We start from the raw sequence: 26,362 nt of genomic DNA, 5'->3' as shown, positions 1-26,362 counted from the left end.
CGTGGCCGGATGACGAGGTCTCAGTGAAATGCTGGAAAGGGCTGATGCTATTCAGCCACCCCATGTAAAATCTGCCGAACGAGCGTTCGGGCTACAGGTCGGCCACGATAGGCCCTGCGTTCGAGAGCGCCCGGGGACGCCGCGCTCTGGAATGTTCTCCTGGCGGCAGAGGAGCACTTCGAGGATGCAGAGCGATGCCCAGCACGCCCCTGATGTGTCGTTTGCCAGATGGAGCACCAGGCCCGCTCCCCGACTGGCCTCCATGATCCTTCTCGCGGCACTGGCCTGCTACTTCGGCATCACCGCGATCAACCTCATGAGCAGTCGGCCGTCCCCGCCCGAACTCATCACCGGACTCGTCGCGCTCTTGGCCGTCTTTGCCCTGCAACTGGCGCATTCCAGGCGAGGGGCCGAGCGTGCCTCGCCACGGTCGAAGGCCGCGACGCTCGGTGCCCAGGCCGTGCTGACCTATCTGCCGCTGGTCTGCTTCGGAGTCCTGTGGGGAGCCATGGCGGGCTTCCTCGGTGGATCACTGTTACTCCTGCTGCCGCCCCGGGCCGCCTGGTCGCTGTACGGACTGAACGGTCTGAGTCTGCTGATCCCGGGAGTGCTCAAGGCGATGCCCGTGATCGACCTCGTCTACATGTGCCAGAGCACCCTGCTCACCGGCCTGGTGGTCTACGGGCTCACCCGGATGTCGTCCCTGGTCGACGAGGTGTTCGCGGCCCGGGTCGAGATGGCCAGTATGGCGGTGGCCAGTGAGCGGCTGCGCCTCGCGCGCGACTTGCACGATCTGCTCGGCTACAGCCTCTCCGCGATCGTGCTCAAGAGCGAGCTGCTCCAACGGCTCATCCGGGCGCAGCACGACCGGGCCGACCAAGAGGTGGAGGAAGTCCTCGCCATCTCCCGGCAGGCGCTCAGCGATGTCCGCAGGGTGGCGCGCAGCTACCGCGATATGTCACTCGGCTCCGAAGTGTCCTCGGCCCGGTCGGTGCTCGACGCCGCGGAGGTCGAGGTCGAGGTGGTTCTCGACGCCTCCGTCGAGGAGATCAGTTCGCAGGCCGGCACGGTGCTCGCGACGGTGCTGCGCGAGGGCGTCACCAATCTGCTGCGGCACAGCAAGGCGACCCGCTGCTGTATCACCGCCGTGGTCGACGATGGAACGGCACGCCTCACCATCATCAACGACGGTGTGGTGGCCGACTATTGCGATCCCTCGCCGCACGGCGGCAATGGCCTCGGCAACCTGGAACAGCGCCTGCGGGAGACCGGGGGCCGGCTGATCACGGAGCGGGAGGAAGCCGTGCCACCGGCCCCCGGTGGCTGGTTCCGTCTGGTCGCCGAGGTGCCCGCCCAAGCCGCCCGCCCGGAGCGGCCCGGCTCAACGGCCATGGAGTCGGATGAGCCCATGGGACCGGCCTGACCCCGGCTGATAGCGTGACGCCGCGAGAACCGTGGGGGACCTCACACATACGCAACACATACGCAAAATCACGGGGGGCTTCGATGATCCGTGTATTGCTCGCTGAAGACATGCACATGGTGCGGGGCGCGCTGGTCGCCCTTTTGAACCTCGAGCACGATCTGGACGTCGTGGCAAGCGTGGAACGCGGCGATCAGATTCTTCCGACGGCCCGCGAACTCCGGCCGGATGTCGCCATTATCGATATCGACCTGCCTGGTCTCGACGGGCTGAGCGCCGCGGAACAGCTCCATGAACGGCTGCCTTCGTGCCGGACGCTGATTCTCACCAACCTCGGCCGCCCCGGCACGCTGCGCCGGGCCATGTCCGCTAATGTCTCCGGATACCTGCTGAAAGACGCCCCACCACAGGAACTCGCCCAGGCGGTACGGAAAGTGGCGGCGGGACAGCGAGCGATCGACTCCGAACTGGCGCTTGCCGCCTGGGGCGGCGCGGAGAGTCCACTCACCTACCGGGAGACCGAGGTGCTCAGGCTGGCGTCCCAGGGCTCGGATGCCAGTGAGATCGCGAAGCGGCTGCGGCTGTCCGCCGGTACCGTACGGAACTATCTGACCGCTGTGGTGACCAAACTCAACGCGCGCAACAGGGTCGATGCGATCCGCATCGCCCATGAATTCGGCTGGCTGTGAGGCCATGACGGCGTTCAAGGGGCCGGTATGAGTCCTGAACTGCGGAACACTGCGGAACACTGCCCGGACAGATGACTCGTTGTAGAGTGTGGAACTGCCTTTGACCTGCAAGAACGCAGGCAGGGAGCCTAGTTCAGGGAGTATTTCGATGTATCGCACCATGATGAAGTCCAAGATCCATCGCGCCACCGTGACGCAGGCCGACCTGCATTACGTGGGTTCGCTGACCGTGGACGCCGGCCTCATGACGGCCGCCGATCTGCTGCCCGGCGAGAAGGTCGACATCGTCGACATCAACAATGGTGCCAGGCTGTCGACCTATGTCATCGAGGGACCGCGCGGCTCCGGCGTGATCGGCGTCAATGGTGCCGCGGCCCGGCTGATCAGCCCGGGCGACCTCGTCATCGTCATCGCCTATGCCGCCATGGACGATGCCGAGGCCAAGACCTTCGAACCGCGTGTCGTCTTCGTCGACGAGCGCAATGCGGTGGTGGACCTCGGCGGCGATCCGGCCGCGGTGCCGGAGGGTTCCGGGCTCTCGCGCGGGGACCGCGTGGCGGGATGACGGACGACCCTCCTGGAGTCCGTCAGGGCGTGTGCCGACCCCTGGGTGCGTAGGACCGTAGGACGTGTCCTACACCCCGGCCGCCTCGGCGACCACCCGGGCCACCGATTCCCCGGCGGCCCGGACCCGCTGGTCCCCGGTGGCCCGGCAGCGCTGCAGCCGGGGATCGTACTCCGTCATGATCACCCCTGCGTGGTCGGCCGGCACCTCGTCCAGCCGCACCGGCCAGCCGTGGCCGGTGAGCGCGGCCAGCAGGGTCCGGGAATGCCCGGGGTCGATCTGGGTGTCCTCGGTGCCGTGCACGAGCCGCACCGGCACCGGCCCGGCCGTCGGCTCGCCGGCCAGGTCGTCCAGTGGCGGAACTCCCGTGGTCCGTGCCGGGCGGTCGTAGCGCGAGGCGATCCCCACCACCGCCATGGGCCGCCAGCCACCGGCGACCTCGGGGTGGAGCGCGACGCCCAGCGCGGCCGGGGCGCCCGCCGACCAGCCCACCAGGACGATCCGGTCCGGGTCGCCGCCGTGCGCGGCGGCCCGTGCGCGGCAGTGGGCCAGCGAGTCCAGGAGATGGGCGCGGCCGCCGTCCGGGGCGTCGGAACGCCAGTCGGGCACCATCACCAGGACGCCCGACTCGGCGACCGCCCGCGCGAAGGGCCCCAGGACATCGCGTTCATCGGGGCCTATGCCGTGCCAGAGCAGGGCCGTTGGCAGTGCCGTGGCGGCCCTGCCGGGCCGGTGGAGGTCAATGGACTTGCCATTGGGGGCGGTGACGAGCTGCTGCTGCACCGCGCTGCGGGTCGGCATGGCAGGGCCTTTCGGTCGTACGACGTTTCCCCGGGAAGCTATCAGCCGAGTCTCCCGGGGCCTGCGGGAGTTGAGGGGCGAGTGCCGTCCCCGTGGGCAGGGATCAGCGGGCCTCGGCCGGTTCCCGCTCGGGGGTGGGAGCGGGAGCGGGCGCCGGCCTGCGGACCAGGGCGACGGCGAGGACCGCCGCCGACAGGGCGAGCGCCGCCGAGACGAGGTACACCGCGCTCAGCCCATCCGCACCCGCGTCCTGGAGGACCCGGACGCTGGTCTTCCGGCCGCTGCTCAGGGCGTTGACCGCCGCGTCGGCATCGGCGACCCGGCCGGTGAGGGAGGAGCGGAGGGTGTGGGTGAACAGCAGGCCGAGGACGGCGACCCCGAGGGCCTGGCCGAGCTGGCGGAAGGTCGCCATCGTGCCGGAGGCCATCCCCACCCGCTCGACGGGGACGGAGGCCAGCACCGCGGAGCCGGTGGCGGGCATGCCCACGCCGACGCCCGCGCCGGTCAGCACCAGCCCGGGCAACAGCGCCGCCCAGCCGGAATCGCCGTCCACCAGCAGGCCGTTGAGGACGCAGCCGATGCCGATGAGTGCAAAGGCGGTGGCGATGGCCAGGCGGGGGGAGACCCGGTGCAGTCGCTTGCCCGACACCATGGACGTGACGAAGGTGGTGGCCGCCAGCGGGATCATCGCCAGGCCCGTCTTGAGGGGGCTGAGCCCGGCCACGGACTGCAGCCACAGGGAGGCGTAGATGAGGCAGGCGAAGCCCCAGGCCGTGGCGATGGTGCCGAACATCACTGCCAGGAAGGACGCATCGCGGAAGAGCGCCAGGTCCAGCATGGGGTGCGGCGCGCGGAGCTCGGCCGCGACAAAGGCGATCAGCGCGAGCGCGGCCAGGGCGAGCAGGCCCAGGGTGGTGGAGGCGGTCCAGCCGTCGTCGCCCGCCTTGATCAGCGCGAAGGTCAGGGCGCCGGAGCCGATGCCGAAGGCCAGCATGCCGGGCAGGTCGACCGTGGCTCGTTCGGGCTGCTTGGACTCCTTGACGTACCGCAGGGTCAGCACGAGCGTCACCGCCGCCAGCGGGACATTGACGGCGAAGATGGCCTGCCACCCCAGCGACTGGGTCAGCAGTCCGCCGAGGAGGGGCCCGGTCGCGCCGGCGGCGCCGCCCACCGCCGACCACACGCCGATCGCACCGGCCCGGGCCCGGCCTTCGTAGCTGCCACCGACGATGGCCATGCCGGTGACGAACATGGCCGAGCCGCCGATGCCCTGTACCCCTCGGGCGGCGATCAGCAGGCCCGGGTCCGGTGCCAGCGCGCAGACCAGGGAGGCGCCGCCGAACAGGGCCAGCGCGATCACATAGACCCTGCGGCGCCCGAAGAGATCGCCGAACGACCCCGTGCTCAGGGTCAGGGCCGCCAGCACCAGGGTGTAGATGTTCATCACCCACTGCAGCCCGGACAGCGAGGCGCCCAGGTCCTCCGCCATGTCCGGCAGTGCCACGGTCACCACGGTGGTGTCCGTGATCAGCATGAACGACCCCAGGCACACCGCCACGAGAGGCCACCACTTGCGCATGAGAAGTCCTTTCGTCGAAGACTTCCCACAGCCTCGGGACGGGCGGCGGACACGACCAGCCAGGCGGCACCGGACGCCGGATTCCCGCACCGGAGCAGGTGCAGCAACGGAAATCCGTCATCCCCCGAAGTCGTTCGGCAGCACCGTGCCCGCCCGCTTGACCGTGCGGTCCACCGTCGCGGTCTCCACCTGGTGCACGGCGTCCAGCGCCGCGACGCTTTCGGTCAGATAGCGGTACAGGTCACCGGTGTCCCGGCAGATCACCGAGGCCATCAGATTGGTGGGCCCGGTGGTGACGGCCGCGAAGGAGACCTCGGGATGTCCGGCGAGGGCGGTGCCCACCTCCACCAGCGCGGAGGGCTTCACCGACATCCACAGCCGGGCCTCCGCGTGCCGGCCGAGCGCCGACACCGGCAGGTCGACCTGGTAGGAGAGGACGCCTGCGTGACGCAGCTGCGCCATCCGCCGCTTGACCGTCGACTCCGACAGGCCGGTGCCCGCCGCCAGTTCGGCATAGCCGGTGCGTCCGTCCCGCGAGAGGAGCTGCAGCAGCTCGTGGTCCCCGTCGTCGAGGGCGACCCGGTCACCGCTCGGCTCCGCGGGCTCGGGGCGCAGCCGCCCGGCCTGTTCCTCGTCGAGCTGTGCCAGCCCCGTCCAGCTCCTGGGTTCGGTGAAGGACCGCAGGATGGCATGGGCCGTCACGGAGTTCACCCGGCTGGTGCGGGAGAGCTTCTGGAGCAGCAGGGTGTCGCCCTCGCCCGGTCTGCGGGTCTGGGTGCTGCAGGAGATCTCGGTGCCGCCGGAGAGCAGGTGCACCCAGAAGGTGTCGGCCCGGCGGGCGAGCGCGGCCGAGATGGCGCCCGAGACATCCGGTGTGCAGCGCAGCCGGATGGTCCAGGGGACGTATCCGAGCGGGCCGCGGTTGACGGCGGCGACCACCCTCAGCACCCCTGCCGTGCGCAGCCGCCGGTAGCGGCGCGCGACGGTGCTCTCGGAGACCCCCAGCACCTCGGCGATCTTGTTGAACGGTGCCCTGCCGTCGATCTGGAGGGCATGTGCCAGCCCCCGGTCGAGCTCGTCGAGCGTGACGGTTTCCATCACACGATCGTAGGCCGCGCCGGAAACGTCCACGGACGGCTGTTCCCGGGGCAGTTGGCCGAGCACCGGCCGGGCCGGCCGGGCCCAAGGCCGGCCGTGAGCGTCACTCTGAGTGTTCGAGTGACCGCCACGAGTCGCGGGAGCGTCCGGCCGGGGGCATGCTGAGACGGCCGTGAGGTGACGTCCGAGCGAGGGGAGAACTGTGGCCATGACCGAGACAGCGCTCCGCCGGCGGACGCGTACCGCGCATTCCCGGGGGGCAACCCCCGCACCCCCGGCCGGAACCACCGGCCGCCGGTGTCTTCCGGACCGCTGCCGGGAGGGGACCGCCGGTGAACAGTCCGGCATCAGCGCCCTCTTCGACCGGATCGCCAGGCTCCCCCAGGGACCCGAACGTGCCCGGCTGCGCCAGGAGGTGATCGCCGCCTGGCTGCCCATGGCCGAGCGCATCAGTCTGCGCTACCGCTCGAGCGGGGAGAGCCCGGCGGATCTGCGTCAGGTGGCCGCCCTGGCTCTGGTACGGGCCGTGGACCGGTTCGATCCGGACCTCGGTTTCGCGTTTGAGTCCTTTGCCGTCCCCACCATCAACGGGGAACTCAAGCGCCATGTCCGCGATCATGTGTGGTCCCTGCACATCCCGCGCCGGGACCAGGAGTTGCGCGCCGCCGTGCGCTCGGCGCGCACGCGGCTGGAGCAGCAGGGTGCCGGTGCGCCCGTCACCACGGCGGCCCTGGCCGAGGAGACCGGTCTGACCGAGGCGGAAGTGCGGCGCGGCATCGACGCCGACGGGGTGCACCACACGCTGTCCCTGGACCATCCGGTCGACGCCGCGGGGGAGCTGGTGCTGGCCGACACCCTGGGGCGGGTCGACCGCGCGCTGGACCTGGTCGTGGACCGGCAGTCCCTCAGGCCGCTCCTGGACGCCCTGCCCGAGCGGGAGAAGTCGGTCCTGTACTGGCACTTCTTCGGCAACCTCACCCAGCAGCAGATCGGCGCCCGGCTGGGCGTCTCCCAGATGCAGATCTCCCGCATCCTCAGCCGCACCTGTGCGCAACTGCGCCGCAAGCTCCTCGCCCCGGCCTGAGGCCGGGCTTCGCACCACGAGACCAGGACGGTCGCCATGACGTCGGACCACACCCGGCTGACTCCCGATCTGCCGCCGATCGTCGAGATCCCCGATCTCCCCGGTGCCGTCGGTGCGGGCGAGCGGCCGCCCGCGCCCGAACAAGGAAGTGGCGCCCATCAGGAACCTGATGGGCGCCACGAGTGCGCGGTCGACGGATCCGGCGGCTGACTGTGACCCGCCCCGCGCGCGTGGGGGCGACTGTCAGCCGTTGACGCAGGTATTGCCGAATGTGGGGTTCAGCAGACCGACGATGTCGATCGCGTTGCCGCACAGGTTGATCGGCAGGTGGATCGGAATCTGAATGGTGTCACCGGAGAGGACACCGGGGGAGCCGACGGCCGCGGCCCCTGCTCCGGCGTCGGCGGAAGCGACGCCCGCGGTGCCGGCGATGACGGCGCCGGCGGCGGCGGTCAGGAGGGCTGCCTTGGCGATACGCGACATGGATGGACCTTTCTAGGGGGTGTTGAGCGCCAATTGTGACCGTCAGTCCCAGAGGGGATGCACCAAAATGGGCCTTGTGGGCAGGAATTAACCCGTAAAGGGCAATAAGTCAGATGTGATGAAAGGAGTTTGGAGAGAAGAAGGTGACCTGGGACGCGTCGGATGTGTCAAGGTGTCGGGCTGTCGATCACCTGGAGGTCGGGCCCGCTCGGGTGCGGGTTTGGCGTGGCCGCCCCTGGCTACGTACAGTTTCGGAGAAGCTTCAATCGAACGAACGTATGGACTGGGAAACGACGGCGCCGATGACGGTCACTGAAGAGATGGGTATCGATCCGGAGCGCATGGCGATCTGCCTCAGCGTGCTCAAGGAGCTCGACGAGCTTCCGGTCGACCACCCCGACGCGATCGCCGTGCGGCGCGCCACCGCCGGCATCTACCGGACGGTCAAGCAGCGCCGCCGCCAGGAGCGCCGGGCGGCCAAGACCGCCCACGACAAGACGGTCACGGAGGCCACCGCCACCGGTGCCGCCGACCGCATCGACGACGAGACGCGCGGCATCCCGCTCGCCGCGACCGCCGCCACCGCGATCGTCGGAATCCTGGAGCGGCCCCGGTCCTGCTACATCTGCAAGGGCCGTTTCACCGAGGTCGACGCCTTCTACCACCAGCTGTGCCGGCCGTGCGCGGCCGAGAACCGCGCCCGCCGGGACGCCCGTACCGACCTGACCGGGCGGCGTGCGCTGCTCACCGGTGGCCGGGCGAAGATCGGCATGTATATCGCCCTGCGGCTGCTGCGGGACGGGGCGCACACCACCATCACCACGCGCTTCCCCAACGACGCCATCCGCCGGTTCAAGGCCATGGAGGACAGCGCCGACTGGCTGCACCGGCTCAAGATCGTGGGCATTGACCTGCGTGACCCCGCACAGGTCGTCGCCCTGGCCGACTCCGTCGGCGCCGAGGGCCCGCTGGACATCCTGATCAACAACGCGGCCCAGACCGTCCGCCGCTCCCGCTCGGCGTACCGCGAACTGATTTCCGCCGAGTCCGCGCCGCTGCCCGCGGGCGAGCTGCCCGCCTCGGAGGTCTTCGGCGCCTTCGGCAGCGGCGCGCAGCCCGAACTGCCCGCGCAGGCGGGCGGCCGCCATGACGAGCTGACCCCCCAGGCCCTCACCGAGCTCGCGCTCACCAGCGGCTCCGCCTCGCTCGCCCGGGTCGAGGCGGGTACCGCGATCGACGCGGGTGGCCTGGTGCCGGACCTGGACGCCACCAACAGCTGGATCCAGACGGTGAGCGAGGTCGACCCGGTCGAGCTGCTCGAAGTCCAGCTCTGCAATGTGACCGCGCCGTTCGTCCTGGTCAGCCGGTTGCGCCCGGCGATGGCCGCCTCGGCCGCGCGCCGCAAGTACGTGGTGAACGTATCCGCCATGGAGGGCGTCTTCAGCCGGGGCTACAAGGGCGCGGGGCACCCGCACACCAATATGGCCAAGGCCGCGCTCAACATGCTCACCCGCACCAGCGCACAGGAGCTGCTGGAAGCCGACGGCATCCTGATGACCAGCGTCGACACCGGCTGGATCACCGACGAGCGCCCGCACCCGGACAAGGTCCGGATGGCCGCCGAGGGCTTCCATGCGCCGCTCGACCTGGTGGACGGGGCGGCCCGGGTCTACGACCCGATCGTGCGCGGCGAGCAGGGCGAGGACCTGTACGGCTGCTTCCTGAAGGACTACCGGCCCGCCGACTGGTGACCGCGGGGGTGCAGGGCCGCATACTCCAGCGGCGCCGATGGATCGATCGACACCTCCAGCGGCGCCGCCGGAGCCCCTGACCGGACCAGCAGATCACCGACCGCCGCGATCATCGCGCCATTGTCCGTGCACAACCGCAGCGGTGGCACCCGCAGTTGGACCCCGGCCGCCGCACAGCGCTCCTCGGCCAGCGCCCGGACCCGGGAGTTCGCGGCCACGCCACCGACCACCACCAGGGTGCCCACCCCGTGCTCGACGCAGGCGGCCACCGCCTTGCGGGTGAGGACATCGGCCACCGCCTCCTGGAGCGAGGCGGCGCCGTCCGCGACCGGCAACGGCCGCCCGGCCGCCCGATGCTGCTCCGCCCAGCGCGCGGCGGCCGTCTTCAGCCCCGAGAAGGAGAAGGTGTACGGGTCGTCGCGCGGCCCGGTGAGCGGGCGCGGGAAGGCCACCGCGCGCGGATCGCCCCGGCGTGCCGCCCGGTCCACGGCGGGCCCGCCCGGATAGGGCAGGCCGAAGACCCGGGCGACCTTGTCGAAGCACTCCCCGGCCGCGTCGTCCAGCGTGTCGCCGAGGTGCGCGATCGGATCACGGGCCAGGTCCCGTACGAGCAGCAGCGAGGTGTGGCCGCCGGAGACGATCAGCACCACACAGGGGTTGGGCAGCGGACCGTGCTCCAGGGTGTCCGCCGCCACATGCCCGGCGAGGTGGTGCACCCCGTACAGCGGCACCCCCAGCGAGTACGCCAGGCCCTTCGCCGCCGCCACCCCGACCTGCAGCGCGCCGGACAGCCCGGGGCCGGTGGTCACCGCGACCGCGCCGATGTCGCCCATCGCCAGGCCCGCGTCGGCCAGCGCCGCCCGGACGACCGGGGCGGCCGCGTGCACATGGGCGCGCGCCGCGATCTCCGGGACGACACCGCCGAAGCGGGCGTGCTCGTCCATGCTGGAGGCCACCGCGTGGCCCAGCAGCCTCCCGTCCCGCACCAGGCCGGCGCCGGTCTCGTCACAGGACGACTCGATACCCAGCACCACTGGTGAACGCCCCACGGCCACAGTCTCCTGCCTGGTCTTTGTAATTACACAGCCTTGTAGTTGCACATCATATGCAACAAGCTCCCGGGTGTGGGCGCGTCACCGCAGGTCAGTAGAGTTCCCGGGCAGCCAGTCCACCGACGAACCCCCGAGGTGCGCCCCGTGAGCCATGCCCCCGTCACCGTCGTAGGCATCGGCGCCGACGGCTGGCCCGGTCTCGCCCCCGGCTCCCGGGACGCGCTGCGCCACGCCGAGGCGATCATCGGCGGCCGCCGCCAGCTCGACCTGCTGCCCGCCGACTGCCCGGGCGAACGCATCCCCTGGCCCTCGCCGCTGCGGCCCGCCGTGCCCGGGCTGCTCGCCGGACAGGACGGCCGCCGCCTGTGCGTACTGGCCAGCGGCGACCCCATGTTCTTCGGCATCGGCCGCACCCTCGCCGGGCTGCTCGGCGCCGGACGGCTGCGGGTGCTGCCCCACCCGTCCTCCGTCTCCTACGCCGGTGCCCGCCTCGGCTGGCCGCTGGAGGACACCGAGGTGATCAGCCTCGTCGGGCGCCCGCTCGCCGCGCTCGGCGCCGCCCTGTACCCGGGCCGCCGGCTGCTGCTGCTCAGCGCCGGGGCCGGTACGCCCGCCGAGGTCGCCGCACTGCTGCGGGAACGGGGCTTCGGGCCGAGCCGGATGACCGTCCTCGAGCAGCTCGGCGGCGAGCGCGAACACCGCACCGAGGGCACGGCCGAGGACTGGCCCCACCCGCCGGGCGACCCGTTGAACGTCATCGCCGTCGACTGCCGCCGCACCAGTGGCACCCCCAGGCTCTCGCTCACCCCCGGACTTCCGGACCAAGCCTTCGAGCACGACGGGCAGTTGACGAAACGTCATATCCGGGCCGCGACGCTCGCCGCCCTCGCCCCCGGCCCCGGCGAGCTGTTGTGGGACATCGGCGGCGGCTCCGGATCCATCGGCATCGAGTGGCTGCGCGCCCACCGCTCCTGCCGCGCCGTCACCGTCGAGCGTGACCCGGTGCGCGCCGGGCGCATCACCCGCAACGCCCACACCCTCGGCGTGCCCGCGCTGCGCGTCATCACCGGCGCCGCACCCGGCGCGCTCGCCGAACTGCCGGTACCCGACGCCGTGTTCATCGGCGGCGGCCTCACCGCCCCCGGAGTGCTCGAGGCCTGTTGGCGCGCCCTGCCCGAGGGCGGGCGGCTGGTCGCCAACACCGTCACCCTGGAATCCGAGGCCCTGCTCACCGACTGGTACCGGCGCCACGGCGGCGAGCTCACCCGCCTCGCCGTCGCCCACGCCGCCCCGGTCGGCGGCTTCACCGGCTGGCGGCAGGCCATGCCGGTCACCCAGTGGTCCGTCACCAAGGAAGGCGAACAGCCATGACCGTGTACTTCATCGGCGCCGGACCCGGCGCCGCCGACCTCATCACGGTACGCGGCGCGCGGACCCTCGCCCGCTGTGGCGTCTGCCTCTACGCGGGCAGTCTGGTCCCCCGCGAACTCCTCGCCGAGTGCCCGCCCGGGGCCCGGCTCGTCGACACGGCGCGGCTCAACCTCGATGAGATCACCGCCGAGTTCGTACAGGCCCATCAAGCGGGCCGGGACGTGGCCCGGCTGCACTCCGGCGACCCCTCCGTCTTCAGCGCCGTCGCCGAACAGATGCGCCGCCTGGACGCCGTCGGCATCCCTTATGAGATCGTTCCCGGCGTCCCCGCCTTCGCCGCTGCCGCCGCGGCCCTCGGCCGCGAGCTGACCGTGCCCACCGTCGGCCAGACCGTCATCCTCACCCGCATCGCCCAGCAGGCCACGCCCATGCCCCCCGGCGAGGACCTCGCCACCCTGGGCCGCAGCGGCGCCCTCCTCGTCCTCCACCTCGCCGCCCGCTACGCGGACCGCGTCGTCGCCGAGCTCCTGCCGCACTACGGCCCCGACTGCCCCGCGGCGGTCGTGGCGATGGCCAGCCGCCCGGAGGAACTGGTCCTGCGCGGCACGCTGGCCGGCATCGCGGACCAGGTGAAGGCGGCGGGTGTGGTACGCACGGCCGTGATCATCGTGGGGCGGGCGCTGGGCGCCGAGCAGTTTCCGGACAGCCACCTGTATTCGGCCGAGCGGGACCGGCGGATATGCCCTACCGGGCCGCCGCCGCCCGCAGCTCGGTGATCTCCCGGCCGCCCTTGGCCCTCAGCTGTTCCGCCAGGTCCTCCAGCGCCCGGGCTCCCGCGACCTCCTCGCCGATCCGCATCTCGCTCGGATCGTCCGGGTGCCGGGTCGCATGGGCGCGAGCCCTCAGCTCCGTGCCATCCCGCAGCCGGAGCATGGCGACCGCCCAGACACGGCGGTCCTCCTTGTCCTCTTCGAACTCGATCTCCACATGCCAACCGGCTACCAGCATGGCCACCACCTCCGAAACCCCCGGCCAAGCGGCCGGGCCCGGACGCGATCCAGGGCCGATGCCCGCCCTGGTGCCCCGGGCATCTCCTGCTGCCAGGCTACGTCCGGCCCCGGCGTGCCGCATGCGCGGCGATCCCCGGGGCGTTTGACCCTCACACCGTGTCAGCCGGTTCACTGAAGGCGTCATGTTCACCATCGGAGACTTCGCCCGGCACGGCCGTGTATCGGTCCGCATGCTGCGGCACTACGACGCCATCGGACTGCTGACCCCGGCCCGGGTGGACCCGGTCAGCGGCTACCGCTCCTATGCGGCGGGCCAACTCGCCCGCCTCAACCGCATCATCGCCCTCAAGGACCTGGGCTTCACCCTTCAGCAGGTCCGGGCGATCGTGGCGGACGAGATCGGCCTGGCGGAGCTGCACGGCATGCTACGGCTGCGCCGGGCCGAGCTCGAGGCGGTGCGGGAGGCGACCGAGGCACGGCTGGCCCAGGTCGGGGCGAGGCTCCGCAGCATCGAGAGCGAGGGAACCATGAGCACCCAGGACGTGGTGATCAAGCGCATTCCGGCGGTACGCGTGGCAGAGCTGAGCGCCACCGCCGACAGCTATGAACCCCAGGACATCGGCCCCGTCATCACCCCGCTCTTCACCGAGCTGTTCCGGCTGCTCGGTGAGGCGGGCGTGACCCCGTCGGGCCCGCCCATCGCCTACTACGAGGACGCGCCCGGCGGATCCGGCGCCATGGTCGTCCACGCGGCGGCACCGGTGGCGACGGAACCCGGCGGCGAGCACCGCTTCCAGGTGGTGGAGCTCCCGGCCGTCGAATCCGCCGCCACCATCGTCCACCGCGGCTCCATGGCCGAGGTCATGCCGACGGCCCAGACACTGGCCCGCTGGATCGACGCCAACGGCCACCGGTCGGCGGGGTACGCACGGGAGCTCTACCTCGAGTGCCCGCAGGATCAGGCGCTTTGGGTGACGGAGCTACAGGAGCCGGTCACTCGCGCATGAGCCGGTCCGTGCGCCGGGCCCGTGAGTTGAGCGCGGTCCGGCGCACGGCGGCATCACCGCTGGGCGTCGAGCTTGGCCAGCGCCTTGACGAGATGGGTGTCGACGAGCCCGGGGGCGCCGCTGAGCATAAGGGTGATATTGCCCCTGCGGACGGCGACTTCCTTTATCACCGTGGTCTTCTCGCCCCCGATCATCGTGAGGATGTTGCCGTACTGCTCGTCGCCGAGTTTCGGCAGGGTGACCTTGGCGGTGGTGACCTGGATCGGTGAACTGCCCGAGGTCACGGTGAAAGAGGGGCAGGCGGCATAGGCCGCGAAGACGTCCCGCAGGGTGCCGGACAGCTTGGCGGGGGAGTCGCTGTCGAGCGTCTCGCCCAGTTCCGAGCCGGAGTCGAGGGTGTAGTCGTATGAGACCTCTGCCTCGGCGGCGAACTTCTTGGTGTCCCCGTCGGCTTCGAGCTTGTCGAGGGCCGGGCAGCCGGACATCCCGACGTCATCGCGCTTCTTGCCGTTGGAATCCGCGGGCTGTGCCCGGTAGTCGGGACCCAGATCGGCGGTGTTGAGCAGCATGGCCCGGAGTTGAGCGGCGCTCACCGGCTTTCCGTCCGCGGCCTTCCCGGCGGCGGCCGGTGAACCGGCCCTGCCCGCGGGCCGAGTGGCCTGCTGCCCGCCGGACGAAGCACCGGCGGCCGGTTCGGCCGAATGATCCGTACCGCCGCAGCCGGCCACGGCAATGAGCAGGGTACCGACGAGCGCTGGAGCACCCCAAGTGCTGGATATCCGGCTTCGGCGCATGGCCCGCGCCCCACTTCTGATCACCCGGCGACCCTACCGTGTGGGTTGTGAACGCATCGTCATCAGGGCCCCGTGAAACAGGTCACCGGCTGCCCTTGGCGAGCACGGCACCGCGCCGCGCAACGCCTTGCGTCCAGCTCCCGATCATGTCGAAGCCATCTGGAGTTTCCCTTCGGCATCTAGATTCCGCCACCTCGGGGATCTCTTTATCGGGGACAAGGGGTGGGTAAGTGATGTACGGGGAAAAGTGGGCGAAATTCCTGGATGCCGGTGATCCACCGGCCGCCGCACAGATGAGGCTCGATCACGCCGGGGGTGGCGAAGGCGGCGATGCGGGCAAGCTCAAGGTGACCCCGGCCGTCCTGAGGAAACGGGCGGGCAATACCGAAACCGTGCGCGGCCAGTTCCTCAAGGCGGACGACCAGGTGATGCACGACACCGGCGCGGTGCCCGGCACCCTCCACGGCTTCGCGACCGATGGCGCCCTCAAGACCTTCCAGACGCGCTGGCAGGACCAGGTGGCCTATGTGCGCGACGAGTTCACCCGGACCGCCAAGGCCCTGCGCACCGCCGCGAACGACTTCCACGCCGAGGACCTGCGGCAGGCGCAGTCCCTGGGAGGCGGGAAGCACCGATGAGCGGGCAGCTCGGCTACCGGGAGGTCAAGAACGCCAACCTGGGGCCGCTCGGCGAAGCCGTCGCGAAATGGAGGCTGGCACCGGGGAACTTCCAGCAAATACAGCTCAATCTCTACAACGAGGTCACCAGGGGGCTGGACTCCGAGCACTGGAGAGGCGAGGCGGCGCAGGCCGCCCTGGGGAAATTCCAGTGGATCCAAAAGCAGTTGGCGGCCGCGCTGGAGGAGGCCCTCCATGTCTACAACGTCATGCATGAGGGTCTCCAGCAGTTCACCTCGGCGAAGAAGGCACTGGAGGCCATCGAAACGGAACTCGAAGGCCATAAGTACCTGAGGCTGAACAAGGCAGATGGTTCCGTCTATCTCCACCTGACGGCCGAGGAGGAGCACAACCGTGCCGCGCTGACCAAGGCGTACCAGGACACCTTCCACGAGTACCGGACGCGCACCAGCAGGGCGATCGAGCAGGCCGCCCAGGCGGACACCGCGCTGGCCGAGGCCCTGACCACGGACGCCAACGGCGAGGACCGCGGCTTCAACGCGAAGGCGTACGACAGCCTGGACGAGGCCCGCAGAGGCACCGAGAAGGACCTCGAGCAGGCACTGGACCTCGCCTCCATCGGCAATGGCAAGATGACCTCGGACCAACTGGCGAAGCTCTCGGCCCTGATGGCCCGGCACAGTGAAGTCCCGGACTTCGCCGAGAAGTTCGCGACCGGACTGGGGCCGGAGAAGACCCTCCAGCTGTGGTTCAACGCCACCCACCCGAGGAACGCGAATCGCCCGGGCACGGCCATCGACGAAAAGGTGTGGTGGAAGTCCGCGGAGCGCCTCCAGAAGAGCCTTGGCACAACCCTGGCCACCGCGTCCCACTCGGACAGCCCCGCCATGAAGGCATGGCAGGACGAGATGATCCGCCGGGGCCCGGAACGACTGGACAGCGGGGGCACCACCCACCCCTATGGCTTCCAGATCATGAGCAACCTCATGCGTACGGGCACGTACGACAAGAGCTTCCTCAACTCCTACGGCGACAAGCTCATCGACTGGGACCGGAAGAACAACACCAAGAAGGGCCTGCCCTATTGGTCCAACACCGCCGACGCCGACATGCTCAATCTGATCGGCGGACGGAACGACCACGGTCACGACCCGGTGACCGGCTTTCTGGAGGGCCTGGGCCACAGCCCGGCGGCCGCCACCGAATTCTTCAAAAAGCCGGGCGGGGGTGCGGCGCTCAATGACCACCTCAGTTACCTGGCCGAGCACCGCAATTGGACCTTCGACGGGCTCCCCGGGGGCGCACCTCGGAACCTGCCGGGGCATCAGGCGCTGGGACACGCCCTGACGGCGGCGACCACGGGCTACGCCTGGGATGCCCCGGAACTCACCGGCGAGAACCCCGAACTCTTCGCCCATGGCGGCGACCGGCGCACGGCGGCGACCGCGCATGTGATGGAGCAGGTCGTCCGGCTGTACGGCGGCGATCACGGCCCCCGGCTCCTCCATGACCAGCCGGGCATGGCCGACAGCCTGGGCAGGATGGGCGGTGCGTATGTCGATGACCTCAACTGGAGCATGTCCGGACTCGGCGACAACACGAAGCTGAGGAACGGCGTGGCGTTCCCCGGGGTGCTCGGGGAACACGACCGGGCCGGCTTCGGAAGAGGAGGGTCCATCAACTTCCTGAGCGTGCTGGGACAGAACGAGGACTCCCACGCCCTGATGAACCAGGCCGAACACCTCTACACCATGGACCGGTTCGCCCAGAACCCCCTGGCCGGCGGGAAGCATCATGTTGAAAACGCCGTCCAGGCGATAGTCACCGAGGCCGAGGTCCGTGGCATCCTCGATCACTCCCGAGCCGCCCAGATCGAGGCGACCTACCGGCACGATGTGGCCTCCGCCCAAGAGGCGTACAGGGACTCCACGAGCTGGACCCGAGTGGGCATGAGCGGCGGCATGCCGGCAGTGGGCCAGGGCATCGTCCAGATCGTGGGCAAGTCGGGCCCCTGGGGGCTGCTGGTACCGGTGGCCATGGGCGGAACCACTGAATTCCTCAAGCAGTTTCACGACGACGTCCTGTTCTCCGGCCCGCACCTGCCGCCGCCGGTCGACTCGGGACAGTTCTTCCAAAGGGGAGAGGATGAGCTGGGCAATACTGCGGCGCAGCACGACCTACAGCGGTACGAAGGGGCTATCACTGAGCGGCTCAAGAACGCGTACTACGGAAGTGGCGCGACAACCGATACCTACCGTGGCCACAAACCGTACACACCCTGAGCGCCGCCGGGCGCTGACGGCCCTTGCGCTGGCCGCCCTGCTGGGCGTCGCCTCCTGCACCACGGAGGAGAAGAAGGAGGACGGCACACCCGCGGCGCGGCTCTGCGAATCCTCCCTCGACGCCGGTGCCGTACGGGCCTTGGAGGCACTGAGCCGGGACCAGCTCTTCCGCGGCGAGCAGGGCCCCTCGTTCCATACCGCGGTCGGCCGGCTGCGCCAGTACGCGGACGTCAGCGGATCGCGGTCCTCGGTCTGCCGCGTCCATGCGGCCCGGGACAAAGGCGACACCCCCCTGTTCGACATCGAGTTCGTGCGTCCCGCGGCGGAGGCAAAATGGCCGGAGAAACTGGAGCCGAAGCAATCCCTTTACCACGTGGGTCTGTTCGGCGACGCCGACGAGAACAACGCGTTCCTCGCCTTCCGCTGTGCCCGGGGGCTCGGCCGGAACGGCCCGTCCACGGTGGCCGGATCCCTGGATCTGTCTCCCAAGAAGGACGCCTACCGGTTGGAGGGCGCGGAACGCAGCCGGGCGCTGATGACCGTGCTCCACTCCGCGGCCCGGATGCTGGCCCGGCAACTGGGCTGTGGGGACGAGGCCCAGCTCCCGGTCACCCTCCCCGAGCCGTCCGATCCCGCCGAGTACCGGAAGCCGCAGTGAGCCCGGTGCTCACTGCCCGCCCGGACCCCGTGGTTCCGCCCGCCCCACGATCGTCCCCGCCCGGTCGATGCAGATCACATCCACCGTGACCGGCGCACCGCGCAGCACCGCCAGTGCCTCGCCCCGGGCCTTCGCCGCGACCAGATCGCCCAGCGGCACGGCCCGGGCCGCGCAGCGCTGCAGCGCGTCCAGGCCCGTGTTGGCGGCGGCGACCGCCGCCGCCAACTCCTCGTCGGCGCCGCCGCCGAGGGCGAGTTGGGCGAGGAAACCCTTGTCCACCTGGGAGCGCGACGAGTGCAGATCGAGGTGCCCGGCGGCGAGCTTGGAGAGCTTGGCGAAGCCACCCGCGATGGTGAGCCGGTCGACCGGGTGCCGGCGGAGATACTTCAGCACCGCACCCGCGAAGTCGCCCATGTCCAGCAGCGCGTCCTCGGGCAGCCCATGCACCGCGACCGCGACCTTCTCCGAGGTCGAGCCCGTACAGCCCGCCACATGCGTACGCCCCGCCGCACGCGCCACGTCAACTCCGCGCCGGATGCTGTCGATCCACGCGGAACAGGAGTAAGGGACCACTATCCCGGTGGTGCCCAGAATGGAGATCCCGCCCAGGATGCCCAGCCGGGGATTCCAGGTGGAACGGGCGATCTCCTCCCCATGATCGACCGAGATCTCGACCTCCACATCGCCCGTGCCGCCGTGCCGGGCGGCCACCTCGGCCACATGCTCGCGCATCATCTGCCGCGGCACCGGATTGACCGCGGGCTCCCCGACGGGCAGCGGCAGCCCCGGCCGGGTGACCGTGCCCACACCCGGCCCGGCCCGGAACACCACCCCCGAGCCCGGCGGCAGCACGCGTACGGTCGCCCGGATCAGCGCACCATGGGTGACGTCCGGATCGTCCCCGGCGTCCTTGACGATGCCCGCCATCGCCCTGCCGTCCCCCAACTCCTCGGCCGCGAGCGCAAAGGCGGGCGTCTGCCCCTTGGGCAGGGTGATCGCCACCGGGTCCGGGAACTCCCCGGTGAGCAGCGCGGTGTACGCGGCCGTGGTGGCGGCCGTCGCACAGGCCCCGGTGGTCCAGCCGGGCCGCAGCCCGGTGTGCGCGAGTTGCGCGCTGCGCCCACCCGGTGTTTTCGTCTCAGCCACGGAGATCACCGACGAATGCGAAAGGGCACAGCGTGACCGCCGAGCGCCACATCCTGATCCTGGGCGGCACCACCGAGGCCCGGCACCTCGCGGCCGAGCTGTCCGCCGACCCGGCGCTGCGCGTCACCAGCTCCCTCGCGGGCCGCGTCGCCGCGCCCCGGCTGCCCGCCGGGCGGGTACGCATCGGTGGGTTCGGGGGATCCGAAGGCCTGGCCCGCTGGCTGCGCGAACAGCAGGTGGACGCGCTCATCGACGCCACGCATCCTTTCGCCGAGAAGATCAGTTTCAACGCGGCAAGGGCTGCCGCCGAGGTCCATGTTCCCCTGCTGGCCCTGCGCCGCCCCGGCTGGGTCGCGGGCCCGGGCGACGACTGGCGCCCGGTGGACTCCCTGGCCGAGGCCGCACAGGCGCTGTCCGCGCTGGGCTCGCGGGTGTTCCTGACCACCGGCCGGATGGGCCTCGGCGCCTTCGCCCACCTCGACGGCCTCTGGTTCCTCGTGCGGTCGGTGGACGCCCCCGAGCCCCCGATGCCGCCCCGGCTGGCCGTGCTGCTGGACCGCGGCCCGTTCACGGTGACGGGCGAGCGCGAGCTGCTGCGCCGCCATGCGATCGACGTACTGGTGACCAAGGACAGCGGTGCGGCGGCCACCGCCGCGAAGCTGACCGCCGCCCGGGAGGCGGGGGTTCCGGTGGTGGTGGTACGGCGCCCGCCGGTGCCGGAGGGCGTGCCGGTGGCGGGGGACGTGGCGGGGGCGGCGGGGTGGGTGCGGGGGGTGCTGGGGTATGAAGGCGACTGGCTGTTCCGTCCCGGCGCCGGGGGATGAGCCGGTACGGTTCGGAGTGCGCCGGACGGACGGAGGACCCATGACGGCACAACACGCTGAAGACCCCCCCGAGCTCATCCCACGTCCTGAGATGACGTTCCCCGCGTTGCGAACCGCTCTCGCCCACGTCGCCCCCTCCCGCCTCGCGGAGTTCCAAGCGGATCGCGATTCGGCGTTTACCGCAGCCACCCAGCACGCCTCGTTCAACCCGATCCGTATCTTCCAGATCAAGTGGGCGACCGAGGTTGAAATCGAACGTCGCCCTGGCCTGGCTGCGCGATACCGGGCTTCCCTGGAAGCTGCCAACACCCTCGACCGTGACGACCCACAATGGCGTGAGGCCATGGACGAGTGCATGGCAGTCCGTGATGAGGCCCGGGCTGCGGTGACCGGTGGCTGACGGCTGGGCGTGGGAATACGACCCCAACCCCGAATATGTGATCGGCGGTCTGGACAACCTCGCCTTCATCGCGAAGGTTGAAGAACGGGCCGATGAACTGGTCCGTGCTGCCGCGGCTCTCTATCTCGACGGCGCGAAGTACACGGGTGCCTCACCGCGTATGCAGGAAGAGACCATTGACGTGTCGGGGATGTTTGTGTATCAGGTCATCCCACGCCACCAACGGGTCTACATCCGCCAAGTCACCTTCCTTTGACCATCCCCGCCGCCGTCAACGGCGCGCCCCGGTGCTGAAGATGAGGGCCACCGCCGCCAGTCCCACGACGATCAGCACCACTCCCGCTGTCGACAGCGTGCCCAGGGTGCCCAGTACCGCGACGCCGAGCGCCGCGCCCGCCTGGCGGACGCCGTTGACCGCGCCCTGGCTGGTGGCGGCGAGCTCGGGCGGTGCGGAGGCGGCCATCTCGGCGGCGGCGCTGGGGATGGAGAGGGTGGCCGTGGCGGCGAGCGCGAGCTCGGCCGCGATGATCAGGGCGAGCGGGGGGTGCTGGCCGGAGACGAAGACCAGCAGCACACCGGCCACCACCGATGCGGACATTCCGGTCAGCATCACCGGGCGGGCTCCGCGCCGGGCCACCAGCCGGCCGGTGAAGAAGGGCATCACACACACCGGGAAGGTGAGCGGCAGGGAGGCCAGCCCGGCGTTGAACGGGGAGAGGTGATAGGTGTGCTGCAGCCACAGGCCGAGCAGATACATCGCCCCGAAGAAGGCGAAGCAGGACACCGCCGCGGCCACCAGGGCGGCCCGTACCCGCGACAGGGCGAGCAGCGCCGGCGGCAGCACGGGCGCGGCGGCCCGGCGCTCCACCAAGGTCAGTGCCGCGAAGGCGAGCAGCGCGGCGGCGAGCGGGACCAGGGCGTATGCCGAGGCCCAGCCCTCGATGCCCGCCTCCACCAGGCCGAAGGTGAGCGCGCCGAGCGCGGCGGTGGACAGCAGCAGCCCGGAGCGGTCCAACGCGTGGGCGGCCCGGGTGGGCGGGGCCGGGAGACGGCGGCCGAGCAGCAGGGCCAACAGCGCGACGGGCGGGGCGACCAGGAACACCAGCCGCCAGCCGTCGAGTTCGACCAGCCCGCCGCCCAGCACGGGACCGGCCGCGGCGCCGAGCCCGCTCAGCGCGGTCCAGGCGCCGATGGCCCGGGTGCGGCGGGCAGGGTCCGGGTTGAGGGCGATCAGCAGAGCGAGCGAGGCGGGCACCATCCCGGCGCCGGCGGCCCCGAGCAGGGCACGTCCGACGATGAGCGTACCGACGTCGGGCGCGGCCGCGCAGAGCGCGGACAGCACGGCGAAGGCGGCCAGCGACCAGGTGTAGACCCGGCGGGCACCCCACCGGTCGGCGAACACGCCCCCGGCGAGCAGCAGCCCGGCGAAGACCACGGTATAGGCGTCGACCGCCCAGGGCAGCGCGGCGGCCGAGGGGTGCAGGGAGTGCTGGACGTCCGGCACGGCGACATTGAGGATGGTGGTGTCAAGGAGAACGAGCAGGTTCCCGGCCGCGATACCGGCGAAGGCGAGACGGGAACGTGCTGGTGAGGGCGGGGGCAGGTGCGTGGGGCGCACGACGCTGTCGGCGGTCATGGGAGGAGGGTCGCCCAGCGGCCCTCCGGCGGGCGACGCCGCAATTCCGATGCCCCCATCGGAATATCCGATGAGCCCCGCTGTGTTGTCGGCGGTATGGACACCCGCTACCTGCGCGCCTTTGTCGCTGTCGCCGACCACGGTGGCATATCCGCCGCCGCCCAGCAGCTGGGCTACGCCCAGTCAAGCGTAAGCGCCCAGCTCAAGCGCCTGGAAGCGGACTTGGGCACCACGGTTTTGCGGCGCGCGGGTACCGGCGCGACGCTCACCGAGGCCGGGCAACGGCTGCTGCCGCATGCGCGCGAGGCCCTGGAACTGGACGAGCGGATGCGCCGGGCCGCCCTCGGCGACCGGCCCCGGCTGCGCATCGGCGCCCAGGAGTCGCTGGCGCACGCCTGGATGCCGGATGTGCTGGCCGCCCTGGAGTACGGCGCGGGCGGCCCCGGCTCGAGCGCCGACCTCGAGCTCACGGTCGGAACCCGGGGCCAGATGGTCAGGGCCTTCGGCGCCGGGGAGGTGGACCTGGTGTTCCAGTACGACAACGGGATGCGGGCACTGGGCCCGCACGCGGTGGTGGGCCGCGACCGAACGGTGCTGGTGGCGGCACCCACCCATCCGCTGGCCCGGCAGGAGTCGGTGACGCCGGAGCAACTGCTCGCCTTTGAATTCCTGGTCGCCGAGCCCGGCTGCGTCTCGGAAATGCTGGTGGACCGCTTCGGACGGGACCTGCTCGCCGGGGCCCACCTCTCGGTGGTCACCGGCTCGCTGTCCGCCCTGCTGCGGCTGACCGGACACGGGCGCGGCGTCTCGCTGCTCCCGGAACTGGCGGTCGCAAAGGAGCTGGAGGACGGCGAACTGGTCGAGCTCCGGCTCCCCGAACCCCTCCGCCCGGTCAGCATCGTCGCCCAGTGGCACCCCCGCCTGGGCCTCGCCGAGCACCCCCTGCGGGCACTGCTGGACCTGGCCCGGCGCGCCGATCCGCTGCGGGCGGTGTCCTGAGCGCGCTGTCGGCGGTCAAGGGCGGAGTGATTCCTCACGGAGCGCGGTGAGGAAGTCCGTCCAGGAGGGGGTGGGGAAGAGGAGGGCGGTGCGGTGTGGGTGCTTGCTGTCACGGACGGGGACGAGGCCTGTGTTGGTGGCGGCAAAGTTTCGGGCGAACTCGACGCACTGCCCCTCGTTGCCCCCGCTGTAGCTGGACTTGATCCACTCTGCACGGCATATACCGGATGTGCTCATGGAGACCACTCCTCAATCACGTGGCGCATCGGGCTCGGCGAAGCCTCATGGACCAGCGCTGGTCAGAGGAGGGATTTCTTGCGGAGTGCGGTGAGGAAGTCCGTCCAGGAAGAGGCGGCGAAGAACAGAGTGCCGCAATGAGGCTTCTTGCTGTCGCGGACAGGGACCAGGCCAGTGGTGAGGTTCCAGGCGAGCTCGACGCACTCGCCTTCATTGCCGCCGCTGTAGCTGGACTTGATCCATTCTGTACCGGATATATCGGCATTGCTCATGACGCGTGTTCCTCCATTGCCTTGCCAATCAAGCTCAGGGACTCCTCTGGCGAGAGTGCGTCGGCGCGCAGCCGATCGTAGGTCACGTTCGCGCGAGCGACGGTGTCGGGAAAGTCGATCACTTGGCCCGAGATCGGGTTCTCCACGTAGAGGGCGTCCGGTTCTTCTTCACCGAACTTCAGCACAATGAAAGCCATGTGGGACGCCGGGGCTCCCGACCTGTACGGGAGTACCTGGAGGGTGACGTGCGGCGACTCGCCCGTCTTGAGCAAGTGTGCCATCTGTGCACGCATGACCTCTGGACCGCCGACCAGGCGGTGTAGGCATGACTCGTCGAGAACGATCCACAAAAGTGGTGGTGTTGAGCCCTCCAGCACCTGGCGTCGCCTGAGCCGTCGCGCAACCTTCTCGGCGGTTACTTCCAAGTCGTCCCGTGGATTGGCCTTGCGGAAGACCGCATGCGCGTACTCCTCGGTCTGCAGAATGCCCATGATGAGGTTTGAGCTGTAGTTCAGGATCGTCGTAGCCCGCTGCTCCATCCTCAGATAAGGCTCGAACCAGTTCGGATACCCGCGCTCCGCGGCCCGCTTGCGCAGCCGCGCGAATGTACCGGGTGTGCCGAAGACCCTGTCGCAGGCCGTGACGAACTGCGTGCTCGCCAACCGCTCTCCGGCCTCCACCTTCGCCACGTACTGCTGCTGGTAGTTCGCCTCCTCCGCCAGTTCCCGCTGGCTCATGCCCCGTTCCGTGCGCCACGCCCGTACCTCGGTCCCGAGGTAGGTCGCGCCGTCCGGTGGTTCGGCCGTTTCGTTTGAGTCGTCCCGCATGGTCCGTTCACCCCAGATGCTTTGGCGTGGCCGTAGACCTTCTCGACGCTACGTGCGGAGCGCGACGCCAGGGACACCAACGGTGAACATCGCTCGCATGAGTGACAAGGAAACTGGAGTTCTGACGCCATGGCCCATACCCTCCAACAGCCAGGCGAAGCCTTGACAGTTGCGGCCCAGGAGTCGTCGTACGCACCCGCCGTCGGCGAGCTCGTCTGGGACACCGCAGCGAAGCGCCTTGGCCAGGTCATGGACAACAAGTGGTCGCGCTATCAACTCCGCCCGCCCGGCGGCGGGATCGAGTGGAACGCGGCACCGTCGGACGTCCACCCCATCGGCCAAGCGCCACGTCGTCCCTCGTGCACCGAGTGCAAACGCATCAAGGACCAGCGCGCCAAGGCCGCACAGGCCGGTGACCGTGAGCTCGCCGAGTCATGGGCCATGGCCTTCGGCCGCCACCATCGGCACGCGCACTGAGGGTCCGCCGCCTCCGGACCGGCGTACCGCATCCGCTACGGGCACGGCCCGGCTGGGCGCCATACCACCACCGCACCCGAGGCCACGTAGGATCCGAAGATCAGAACCCGGCCCGTTTCTCAACGCCGAGCCGACTTCGTTCCTGGAGATGACATGAGCAGCAGCGCCCTTCTCGTGATGGACGTCCAACAGGCCATCGTGGACATCGCCGACGACGGCTCCGGATACCTGCCACGCGTGCGCAGGGCGATCGATGGGGCCCGGGCGGCGAACATCCCCGTGATCTATGTGGTCATTGCGCTACGTCCCGGCTTCCCGGAAGTCGGCACGCGCAACAGGGCTCTCGCCGCCATCGCACAGGCCGGCCTCTATGTCGAGGGCGCCCCAGGTACCGAGATCCACCCCGAGGTCGCGCCCCGGCCGGGCGACGTGGTGGTCACCAAGAGACGGGCGAGCGCGTTCTCGGGCAGCGATCTCGACGTGGTGTTGAGGGCGCGCGGCATCGACAGCCTCGTGCTCACCGGCATCGCCACCAGCGCTGTGGTGCTGTCCACCCTGTGCCAGGCGAACGACCTGGACTTCGGCCTCACCGTCCTCTCCGACGCCTGTCTGGACACCGACCCGGAGGTGCACCGGGTCCTCATCGAGCGGCTGTTCCCGCAGTGGGCGGAGGTCGTCACCGTCGACGAGTGGGTCAAGGCGATCGCACGGCGTTAGCCTTGGGCCCCATGATCGTATGGCTCAATGGCACCCATGGCGCAGGCAAGACGACGACCAGTCCACTCGTGCAGCAGCTGATCCCGGATTCGCGGGTGTTCGACGCCGAGAAGGTCGGCGAGACTCTCATGGACATCACACCGGGGCTGCCCGTGACGGACAACTTCCAGCACTGGCCGCCGTGGCGGCCGCTCGTGGTCGAGACCGCGCGCCGCGTACTCGACTACACCGGCGGCACTCTGGTGATACCCATGACTGTCCTGGTCGAGCAGTACTGGCGCGAGATCAGCACGGGCCTCGCCCACCACGCCATTCCGGTACGGCACTTCGTCCTGCACGCCGATCAGGACACCCTCCGCGGGCGCATCGCGGGGGACACTGTTCTTGGCCCCAACTCCCCGTTCCGTCTCAAATACCTCGAGCCCTACGCCGAGGCGGCCCGCACGTGGCTGCACGGCGAGGCAGAGGTCATCGACACCACGCATCTCACGCCCGCGCAGGCTGCCCGGCACATCGCAGACGCTGTCAAGAGTTGAGGTCTG

31 protein-coding genes are annotated in these 26,362 nt (G+C 70.4%); 19 read left to right on the top strand and 12 right to left on the bottom strand.

Annotation, left to right across the window (positions count from 1 at the left end):
- Positions 1-262 precede the first annotated feature (262 nt).
- From ABCR83_RS08625 to panD, 3 genes are all read left to right on the top strand, one after another.
- Complete coding sequence (locus tag ABCR83_RS08625) at positions 263-1,423, top strand: sensor histidine kinase (protein ID WP_462694262.1); 1,161 nt, start codon at positions 263-265, stop codon at positions 1,421-1,423.
- Positions 1,424-1,506: 83 nt separating this feature from the next.
- Positions 1,507-2,112, top strand: a complete 606-nt coding sequence (locus ABCR83_RS08620) for a response regulator (RefSeq protein WP_462694261.1) — start codon at positions 1,507-1,509, stop codon at positions 2,110-2,112.
- 148 nt (positions 2,113-2,260) lie between these two features.
- Positions 2,261-2,677, top strand: a complete 417-nt coding sequence (gene panD / locus ABCR83_RS08615; protein WP_462694260.1) for an aspartate 1-decarboxylase — start codon at positions 2,261-2,263, stop codon at positions 2,675-2,677.
- A 69-nt stretch (positions 2,678-2,746) separates the two neighbouring features.
- Here panD and ABCR83_RS08610 read toward each other — a convergent pair whose 3' ends face one another.
- The 3 genes from ABCR83_RS08610 to ABCR83_RS08600 all read right to left on the bottom strand — a co-directional run bounded on the left by ABCR83_RS08610 (position 2,747) and on the right by ABCR83_RS08600 (position 6,155).
- On the bottom strand, positions 2,747-3,478 hold the full coding sequence (locus tag ABCR83_RS08610) for an alpha/beta hydrolase family protein (protein WP_462694259.1): 732 nt from the start codon (positions 3,476-3,478) through the stop codon (positions 2,747-2,749).
- A 103-nt stretch (positions 3,479-3,581) separates the two neighbouring features.
- On the bottom strand, positions 3,582-5,057 hold the full coding sequence (locus ABCR83_RS08605; protein ID WP_462694258.1) for an MFS transporter: 1,476 nt from the start codon (positions 5,055-5,057) through the stop codon (positions 3,582-3,584).
- Positions 5,058-5,174: 117 nt separating this feature from the next.
- Complete coding sequence (locus tag ABCR83_RS08600) at positions 5,175-6,155, bottom strand: Lrp/AsnC family transcriptional regulator (protein ID WP_462694257.1); 981 nt, start codon at positions 6,153-6,155, stop codon at positions 5,175-5,177.
- 208 nt (positions 6,156-6,363) lie between these two features.
- Here ABCR83_RS08600 and ABCR83_RS08595 point away from each other — a divergent pair, with 208 nt between their 5' ends.
- Both ABCR83_RS08595 and ABCR83_RS08590 read left to right on the top strand, forming a co-directional pair.
- Positions 6,364-7,239: a sigma-70 family RNA polymerase sigma factor gene (locus ABCR83_RS08595; protein WP_462694256.1), complete on the top strand. Its 876-nt coding sequence runs from the start codon at positions 6,364-6,366 to the stop codon at positions 7,237-7,239.
- 36 nt (positions 7,240-7,275) lie between these two features.
- Positions 7,276-7,449: a hypothetical protein gene (locus tag ABCR83_RS08590; protein ID WP_462694255.1), complete on the top strand. Its 174-nt coding sequence runs from the start codon at positions 7,276-7,278 to the stop codon at positions 7,447-7,449.
- 33 nt (positions 7,450-7,482) lie between these two features.
- On the opposite strand, the gene ABCR83_RS08585 is transcribed toward ABCR83_RS08590, so the two are convergent.
- Positions 7,483-7,722, bottom strand: coding sequence for a chaplin (locus ABCR83_RS08585; RefSeq protein ID WP_462694254.1), 240 nt, complete (start codon positions 7,720-7,722; stop codon positions 7,483-7,485).
- A gap of 302 nt (positions 7,723-8,024) precedes the next feature.
- On the opposite strand from ABCR83_RS08585, the gene ABCR83_RS08580 reads away from it, so the two are divergent.
- The gene (locus ABCR83_RS08580; RefSeq protein WP_462694253.1) at positions 8,025-9,473 is read left to right on the top strand and encodes an SDR family NAD(P)-dependent oxidoreductase; all 1,449 of its coding nucleotides are present in this window, start codon (positions 8,025-8,027) and stop codon (positions 9,471-9,473) included.
- Here the strand turns inward: ABCR83_RS08580 and tsaD are convergent.
- Entirely contained in the window at positions 9,452-10,507 is a 1,056-nt protein-coding gene (gene tsaD / locus ABCR83_RS08575; RefSeq protein WP_462694308.1) for a tRNA (adenosine(37)-N6)-threonylcarbamoyltransferase complex transferase subunit TsaD, read from the bottom strand. The two genes, ABCR83_RS08580 and tsaD, sit on opposite strands and share 22 nt — an antisense overlap.
- A 153-nt stretch (positions 10,508-10,660) precedes the next feature.
- On the opposite strand from tsaD, the gene cbiE reads away from it, so the two are divergent.
- On the top strand, positions 10,661-11,896 hold the full coding sequence (gene cbiE, locus ABCR83_RS08570) for a precorrin-6y C5,15-methyltransferase (decarboxylating) subunit CbiE (RefSeq protein ID WP_462694252.1): 1,236 nt from the start codon (positions 10,661-10,663) through the stop codon (positions 11,894-11,896).
- A complete protein-coding gene (cobM, locus tag ABCR83_RS08565) occupies positions 11,893-12,672 on the top strand; it encodes a precorrin-4 C(11)-methyltransferase (protein WP_462694251.1) in 780 nt (259 codons plus the stop codon). Before cbiE ends, cobM begins: the two co-directional genes overlap by 4 nt.
- Here cobM and ABCR83_RS08560 read toward each other — a convergent pair.
- Positions 12,641-12,904: a dsRBD fold-containing protein gene (locus ABCR83_RS08560; RefSeq protein WP_462694250.1), complete on the bottom strand. Its 264-nt coding sequence runs from the start codon at positions 12,902-12,904 to the stop codon at positions 12,641-12,643. The genes cobM and ABCR83_RS08560 overlap by 32 nt on opposite strands.
- 184 nt (positions 12,905-13,088) lie before the next feature.
- Between ABCR83_RS08560 and ABCR83_RS08555 the strand changes: the two genes are divergently transcribed.
- A complete protein-coding gene (locus ABCR83_RS08555) occupies positions 13,089-13,913 on the top strand; it encodes a MerR family transcriptional regulator (RefSeq protein WP_462694249.1) in 825 nt (274 codons plus the stop codon).
- 53 nt (positions 13,914-13,966) lie between these two features.
- On the opposite strand, the gene ABCR83_RS08550 is transcribed toward ABCR83_RS08555, so the two are convergent.
- Positions 13,967-14,641: a hypothetical protein gene (locus ABCR83_RS08550; RefSeq protein WP_462694248.1), complete on the bottom strand. Its 675-nt coding sequence runs from the start codon at positions 14,639-14,641 to the stop codon at positions 13,967-13,969.
- A gap of 299 nt (positions 14,642-14,940) precedes the next feature.
- On the opposite strand from ABCR83_RS08550, the gene ABCR83_RS08545 reads away from it, so the two are divergent.
- The 3 genes from ABCR83_RS08545 to ABCR83_RS08535 are packed head-to-tail and all read left to right on the top strand — an operon-like array spanning position 14,941 to position 18,285.
- Entirely contained in the window at positions 14,941-15,345 is a 405-nt protein-coding gene (locus ABCR83_RS08545) for a hypothetical protein (protein ID WP_462694247.1), read from the top strand.
- Positions 15,342-17,627 carry a hypothetical protein gene (locus tag ABCR83_RS08540; protein ID WP_462694246.1) on the top strand — a complete coding sequence of 762 codons (2,286 nt, stop codon included), beginning with the start codon at positions 15,342-15,344 and terminating at the stop codon, positions 17,625-17,627. Before ABCR83_RS08545 ends, ABCR83_RS08540 begins: the two co-directional genes overlap by 4 nt.
- Positions 17,602-18,285, top strand: coding sequence for a hypothetical protein (locus ABCR83_RS08535; protein ID WP_462694245.1), 684 nt, complete (start codon positions 17,602-17,604; stop codon positions 18,283-18,285). Before ABCR83_RS08540 ends, ABCR83_RS08535 begins: the two co-directional genes overlap by 26 nt.
- 9 nt (positions 18,286-18,294) lie before the next feature.
- Here ABCR83_RS08535 and ABCR83_RS08530 read toward each other — a convergent pair whose 3' ends face one another.
- Positions 18,295-19,437: a cobalt-precorrin-5B (C(1))-methyltransferase gene (locus tag ABCR83_RS08530; RefSeq protein ID WP_462694307.1), complete on the bottom strand. Its 1,143-nt coding sequence runs from the start codon at positions 19,435-19,437 to the stop codon at positions 18,295-18,297.
- Positions 19,438-19,463: 26 nt separating this feature from the next.
- On the opposite strand from ABCR83_RS08530, the gene ABCR83_RS08525 reads away from it, so the two are divergent.
- From ABCR83_RS08525 to ABCR83_RS08515, 3 genes are read left to right on the top strand one after another with little or no spacing between them, the layout of a single operon-like run.
- Positions 19,464-20,255: a cobalt-precorrin-6A reductase gene (locus ABCR83_RS08525; protein WP_462694244.1), complete on the top strand. Its 792-nt coding sequence runs from the start codon at positions 19,464-19,466 to the stop codon at positions 20,253-20,255.
- A 40-nt stretch (positions 20,256-20,295) separates the two neighbouring features.
- Positions 20,296-20,655, top strand: coding sequence for a hypothetical protein (locus ABCR83_RS08520; RefSeq protein ID WP_462694243.1), 360 nt, complete (start codon positions 20,296-20,298; stop codon positions 20,653-20,655).
- Positions 20,648-20,911 (top strand): hypothetical protein, encoded by a 264-nt coding sequence (locus tag ABCR83_RS08515; protein ID WP_462694242.1) that lies wholly within the window; start codon positions 20,648-20,650, stop codon positions 20,909-20,911. Before ABCR83_RS08520 ends, ABCR83_RS08515 begins: the two co-directional genes overlap by 8 nt.
- 15 nt (positions 20,912-20,926) lie before the next feature.
- Here ABCR83_RS08515 and ABCR83_RS08510 read toward each other — a convergent pair whose 3' ends face one another.
- Positions 20,927-22,291: an MFS transporter gene (locus tag ABCR83_RS08510; protein WP_462694240.1), complete on the bottom strand. Its 1,365-nt coding sequence runs from the start codon at positions 22,289-22,291 to the stop codon at positions 20,927-20,929.
- 96 nt (positions 22,292-22,387) lie between these two features.
- On the opposite strand from ABCR83_RS08510, the gene ABCR83_RS08505 reads away from it, so the two are divergent.
- On the top strand, positions 22,388-23,290 hold the full coding sequence (locus ABCR83_RS08505) for a LysR family transcriptional regulator (protein WP_462694239.1): 903 nt from the start codon (positions 22,388-22,390) through the stop codon (positions 23,288-23,290).
- 15 nt (positions 23,291-23,305) lie between these two features.
- Here ABCR83_RS08505 and ABCR83_RS08500 read toward each other — a convergent pair whose 3' ends face one another.
- The 3 genes from ABCR83_RS08500 to ABCR83_RS08490 all read right to left on the bottom strand — a co-directional run bounded on the left by ABCR83_RS08500 (position 23,306) and on the right by ABCR83_RS08490 (position 24,626).
- The gene (locus ABCR83_RS08500) at positions 23,306-23,527 is read right to left on the bottom strand and encodes a DUF397 domain-containing protein (protein WP_462694238.1); all 222 of its coding nucleotides are present in this window, start codon (positions 23,525-23,527) and stop codon (positions 23,306-23,308) included.
- A gap of 62 nt (positions 23,528-23,589) precedes the next feature.
- On the bottom strand, positions 23,590-23,799 hold the full coding sequence (locus ABCR83_RS08495; RefSeq protein ID WP_462694237.1) for a DUF397 domain-containing protein: 210 nt from the start codon (positions 23,797-23,799) through the stop codon (positions 23,590-23,592).
- Positions 23,796-24,626 carry a helix-turn-helix domain-containing protein gene (locus ABCR83_RS08490; protein ID WP_462694236.1) on the bottom strand — a complete coding sequence of 277 codons (831 nt, stop codon included), beginning with the start codon at positions 24,624-24,626 and terminating at the stop codon, positions 23,796-23,798. The genes ABCR83_RS08495 and ABCR83_RS08490 overlap by 4 nt, the downstream gene beginning before the upstream one ends.
- Positions 24,627-24,788: 162 nt before the next feature.
- Between ABCR83_RS08490 and ABCR83_RS08485 the strand changes: the two genes are divergently transcribed.
- From ABCR83_RS08485 to ABCR83_RS08475, 3 genes are all read left to right on the top strand, one after another.
- A complete protein-coding gene (locus ABCR83_RS08485; protein WP_462694235.1) occupies positions 24,789-25,103 on the top strand; it encodes a hypothetical protein in 315 nt (104 codons plus the stop codon).
- A 153-nt stretch (positions 25,104-25,256) separates the two neighbouring features.
- A complete protein-coding gene (locus tag ABCR83_RS08480; RefSeq protein ID WP_462694234.1) occupies positions 25,257-25,820 on the top strand; it encodes a cysteine hydrolase family protein in 564 nt (187 codons plus the stop codon).
- An 11-nt stretch (positions 25,821-25,831) separates the two neighbouring features.
- A complete protein-coding gene (locus tag ABCR83_RS08475) occupies positions 25,832-26,356 on the top strand; it encodes an ATP-binding protein (protein ID WP_462694233.1) in 525 nt (174 codons plus the stop codon).
- Positions 26,357-26,362: the final 6 nt, after the last annotated feature.

The organism is Streptomyces xingningensis (assembly GCF_054957865.1).
The sequence above is the reverse complement of the archived record's forward strand: the minus strand, read 5'-3'. Positions and strand labels throughout refer to the sequence as shown.

What these genes read in the sequence shown, in the direction of transcription:
- ABCR83_RS08625 (WP_462694262.1), top strand. Translation starts at nt 263, where the DNA reads ATGATCCTTCTCGCGGCACTGGCCTGCTACTTCGGCATCACCGCGATC.
- ABCR83_RS08620 (WP_462694261.1), top strand. Translation starts at nt 1,507, where the DNA reads ATGATCCGTGTATTGCTCGCTGAAGACATGCACATGGTGCGGGGCGCG.
- panD (WP_462694260.1), top strand. Translation starts at nt 2,261, where the DNA reads ATGTATCGCACCATGATGAAGTCCAAGATCCATCGCGCCACCGTGACG.
- ABCR83_RS08610 (WP_462694259.1), bottom strand. Translation starts at nt 3,478, where the DNA reads ATGCCGACCCGCAGCGCGGTGCAGCAGCAGCTCGTCACCGCCCCCAAT.
- ABCR83_RS08605 (WP_462694258.1), bottom strand. Translation starts at nt 5,057, where the DNA reads ATGCGCAAGTGGTGGCCTCTCGTGGCGGTGTGCCTGGGGTCGTTCATG.
- ABCR83_RS08600 (WP_462694257.1), bottom strand. Translation starts at nt 6,155, where the DNA reads ATGGAAACCGTCACGCTCGACGAGCTCGACCGGGGGCTGGCACATGCC.
- ABCR83_RS08595 (WP_462694256.1), top strand. Translation starts at nt 6,364, where the DNA reads ATGACCGAGACAGCGCTCCGCCGGCGGACGCGTACCGCGCATTCCCGG.
- ABCR83_RS08590 (WP_462694255.1), top strand. Translation starts at nt 7,276, where the DNA reads ATGACGTCGGACCACACCCGGCTGACTCCCGATCTGCCGCCGATCGTC.
- ABCR83_RS08585 (WP_462694254.1), bottom strand. Translation starts at nt 7,722, where the DNA reads ATGTCGCGTATCGCCAAGGCAGCCCTCCTGACCGCCGCCGCCGGCGCC.
- ABCR83_RS08580 (WP_462694253.1), top strand. Translation starts at nt 8,025, where the DNA reads ATGACGGTCACTGAAGAGATGGGTATCGATCCGGAGCGCATGGCGATC.
- cobM (WP_462694251.1), top strand. Translation starts at nt 11,893, where the DNA reads ATGACCGTGTACTTCATCGGCGCCGGACCCGGCGCCGCCGACCTCATC.
- ABCR83_RS08560 (WP_462694250.1), bottom strand. Translation starts at nt 12,904, where the DNA reads ATGCTGGTAGCCGGTTGGCATGTGGAGATCGAGTTCGAAGAGGACAAG.
- ABCR83_RS08555 (WP_462694249.1), top strand. Translation starts at nt 13,089, where the DNA reads ATGTTCACCATCGGAGACTTCGCCCGGCACGGCCGTGTATCGGTCCGC.
- ABCR83_RS08545 (WP_462694247.1), top strand. Translation starts at nt 14,941, where the DNA reads ATGTACGGGGAAAAGTGGGCGAAATTCCTGGATGCCGGTGATCCACCG.
- ABCR83_RS08540 (WP_462694246.1), top strand. Translation starts at nt 15,342, where the DNA reads ATGAGCGGGCAGCTCGGCTACCGGGAGGTCAAGAACGCCAACCTGGGG.
- ABCR83_RS08520 (WP_462694243.1), top strand. Translation starts at nt 20,296, where the DNA reads ATGACGGCACAACACGCTGAAGACCCCCCCGAGCTCATCCCACGTCCT.
- ABCR83_RS08510 (WP_462694240.1), bottom strand. Translation starts at nt 22,291, where the DNA reads ATGACCGCCGACAGCGTCGTGCGCCCCACGCACCTGCCCCCGCCCTCA.
- ABCR83_RS08505 (WP_462694239.1), top strand. Translation starts at nt 22,388, where the DNA reads ATGGACACCCGCTACCTGCGCGCCTTTGTCGCTGTCGCCGACCACGGT.
- ABCR83_RS08500 (WP_462694238.1), bottom strand. Translation starts at nt 23,527, where the DNA reads ATGAGCACATCCGGTATATGCCGTGCAGAGTGGATCAAGTCCAGCTAC.
- ABCR83_RS08495 (WP_462694237.1), bottom strand. Translation starts at nt 23,799, where the DNA reads ATGAGCAATGCCGATATATCCGGTACAGAATGGATCAAGTCCAGCTAC.
- ABCR83_RS08490 (WP_462694236.1), bottom strand. Translation starts at nt 24,626, where the DNA reads ATGCGGGACGACTCAAACGAAACGGCCGAACCACCGGACGGCGCGACC.
- ABCR83_RS08480 (WP_462694234.1), top strand. Translation starts at nt 25,257, where the DNA reads ATGAGCAGCAGCGCCCTTCTCGTGATGGACGTCCAACAGGCCATCGTG.
- ABCR83_RS08475 (WP_462694233.1), top strand. Translation starts at nt 25,832, where the DNA reads ATGATCGTATGGCTCAATGGCACCCATGGCGCAGGCAAGACGACGACC.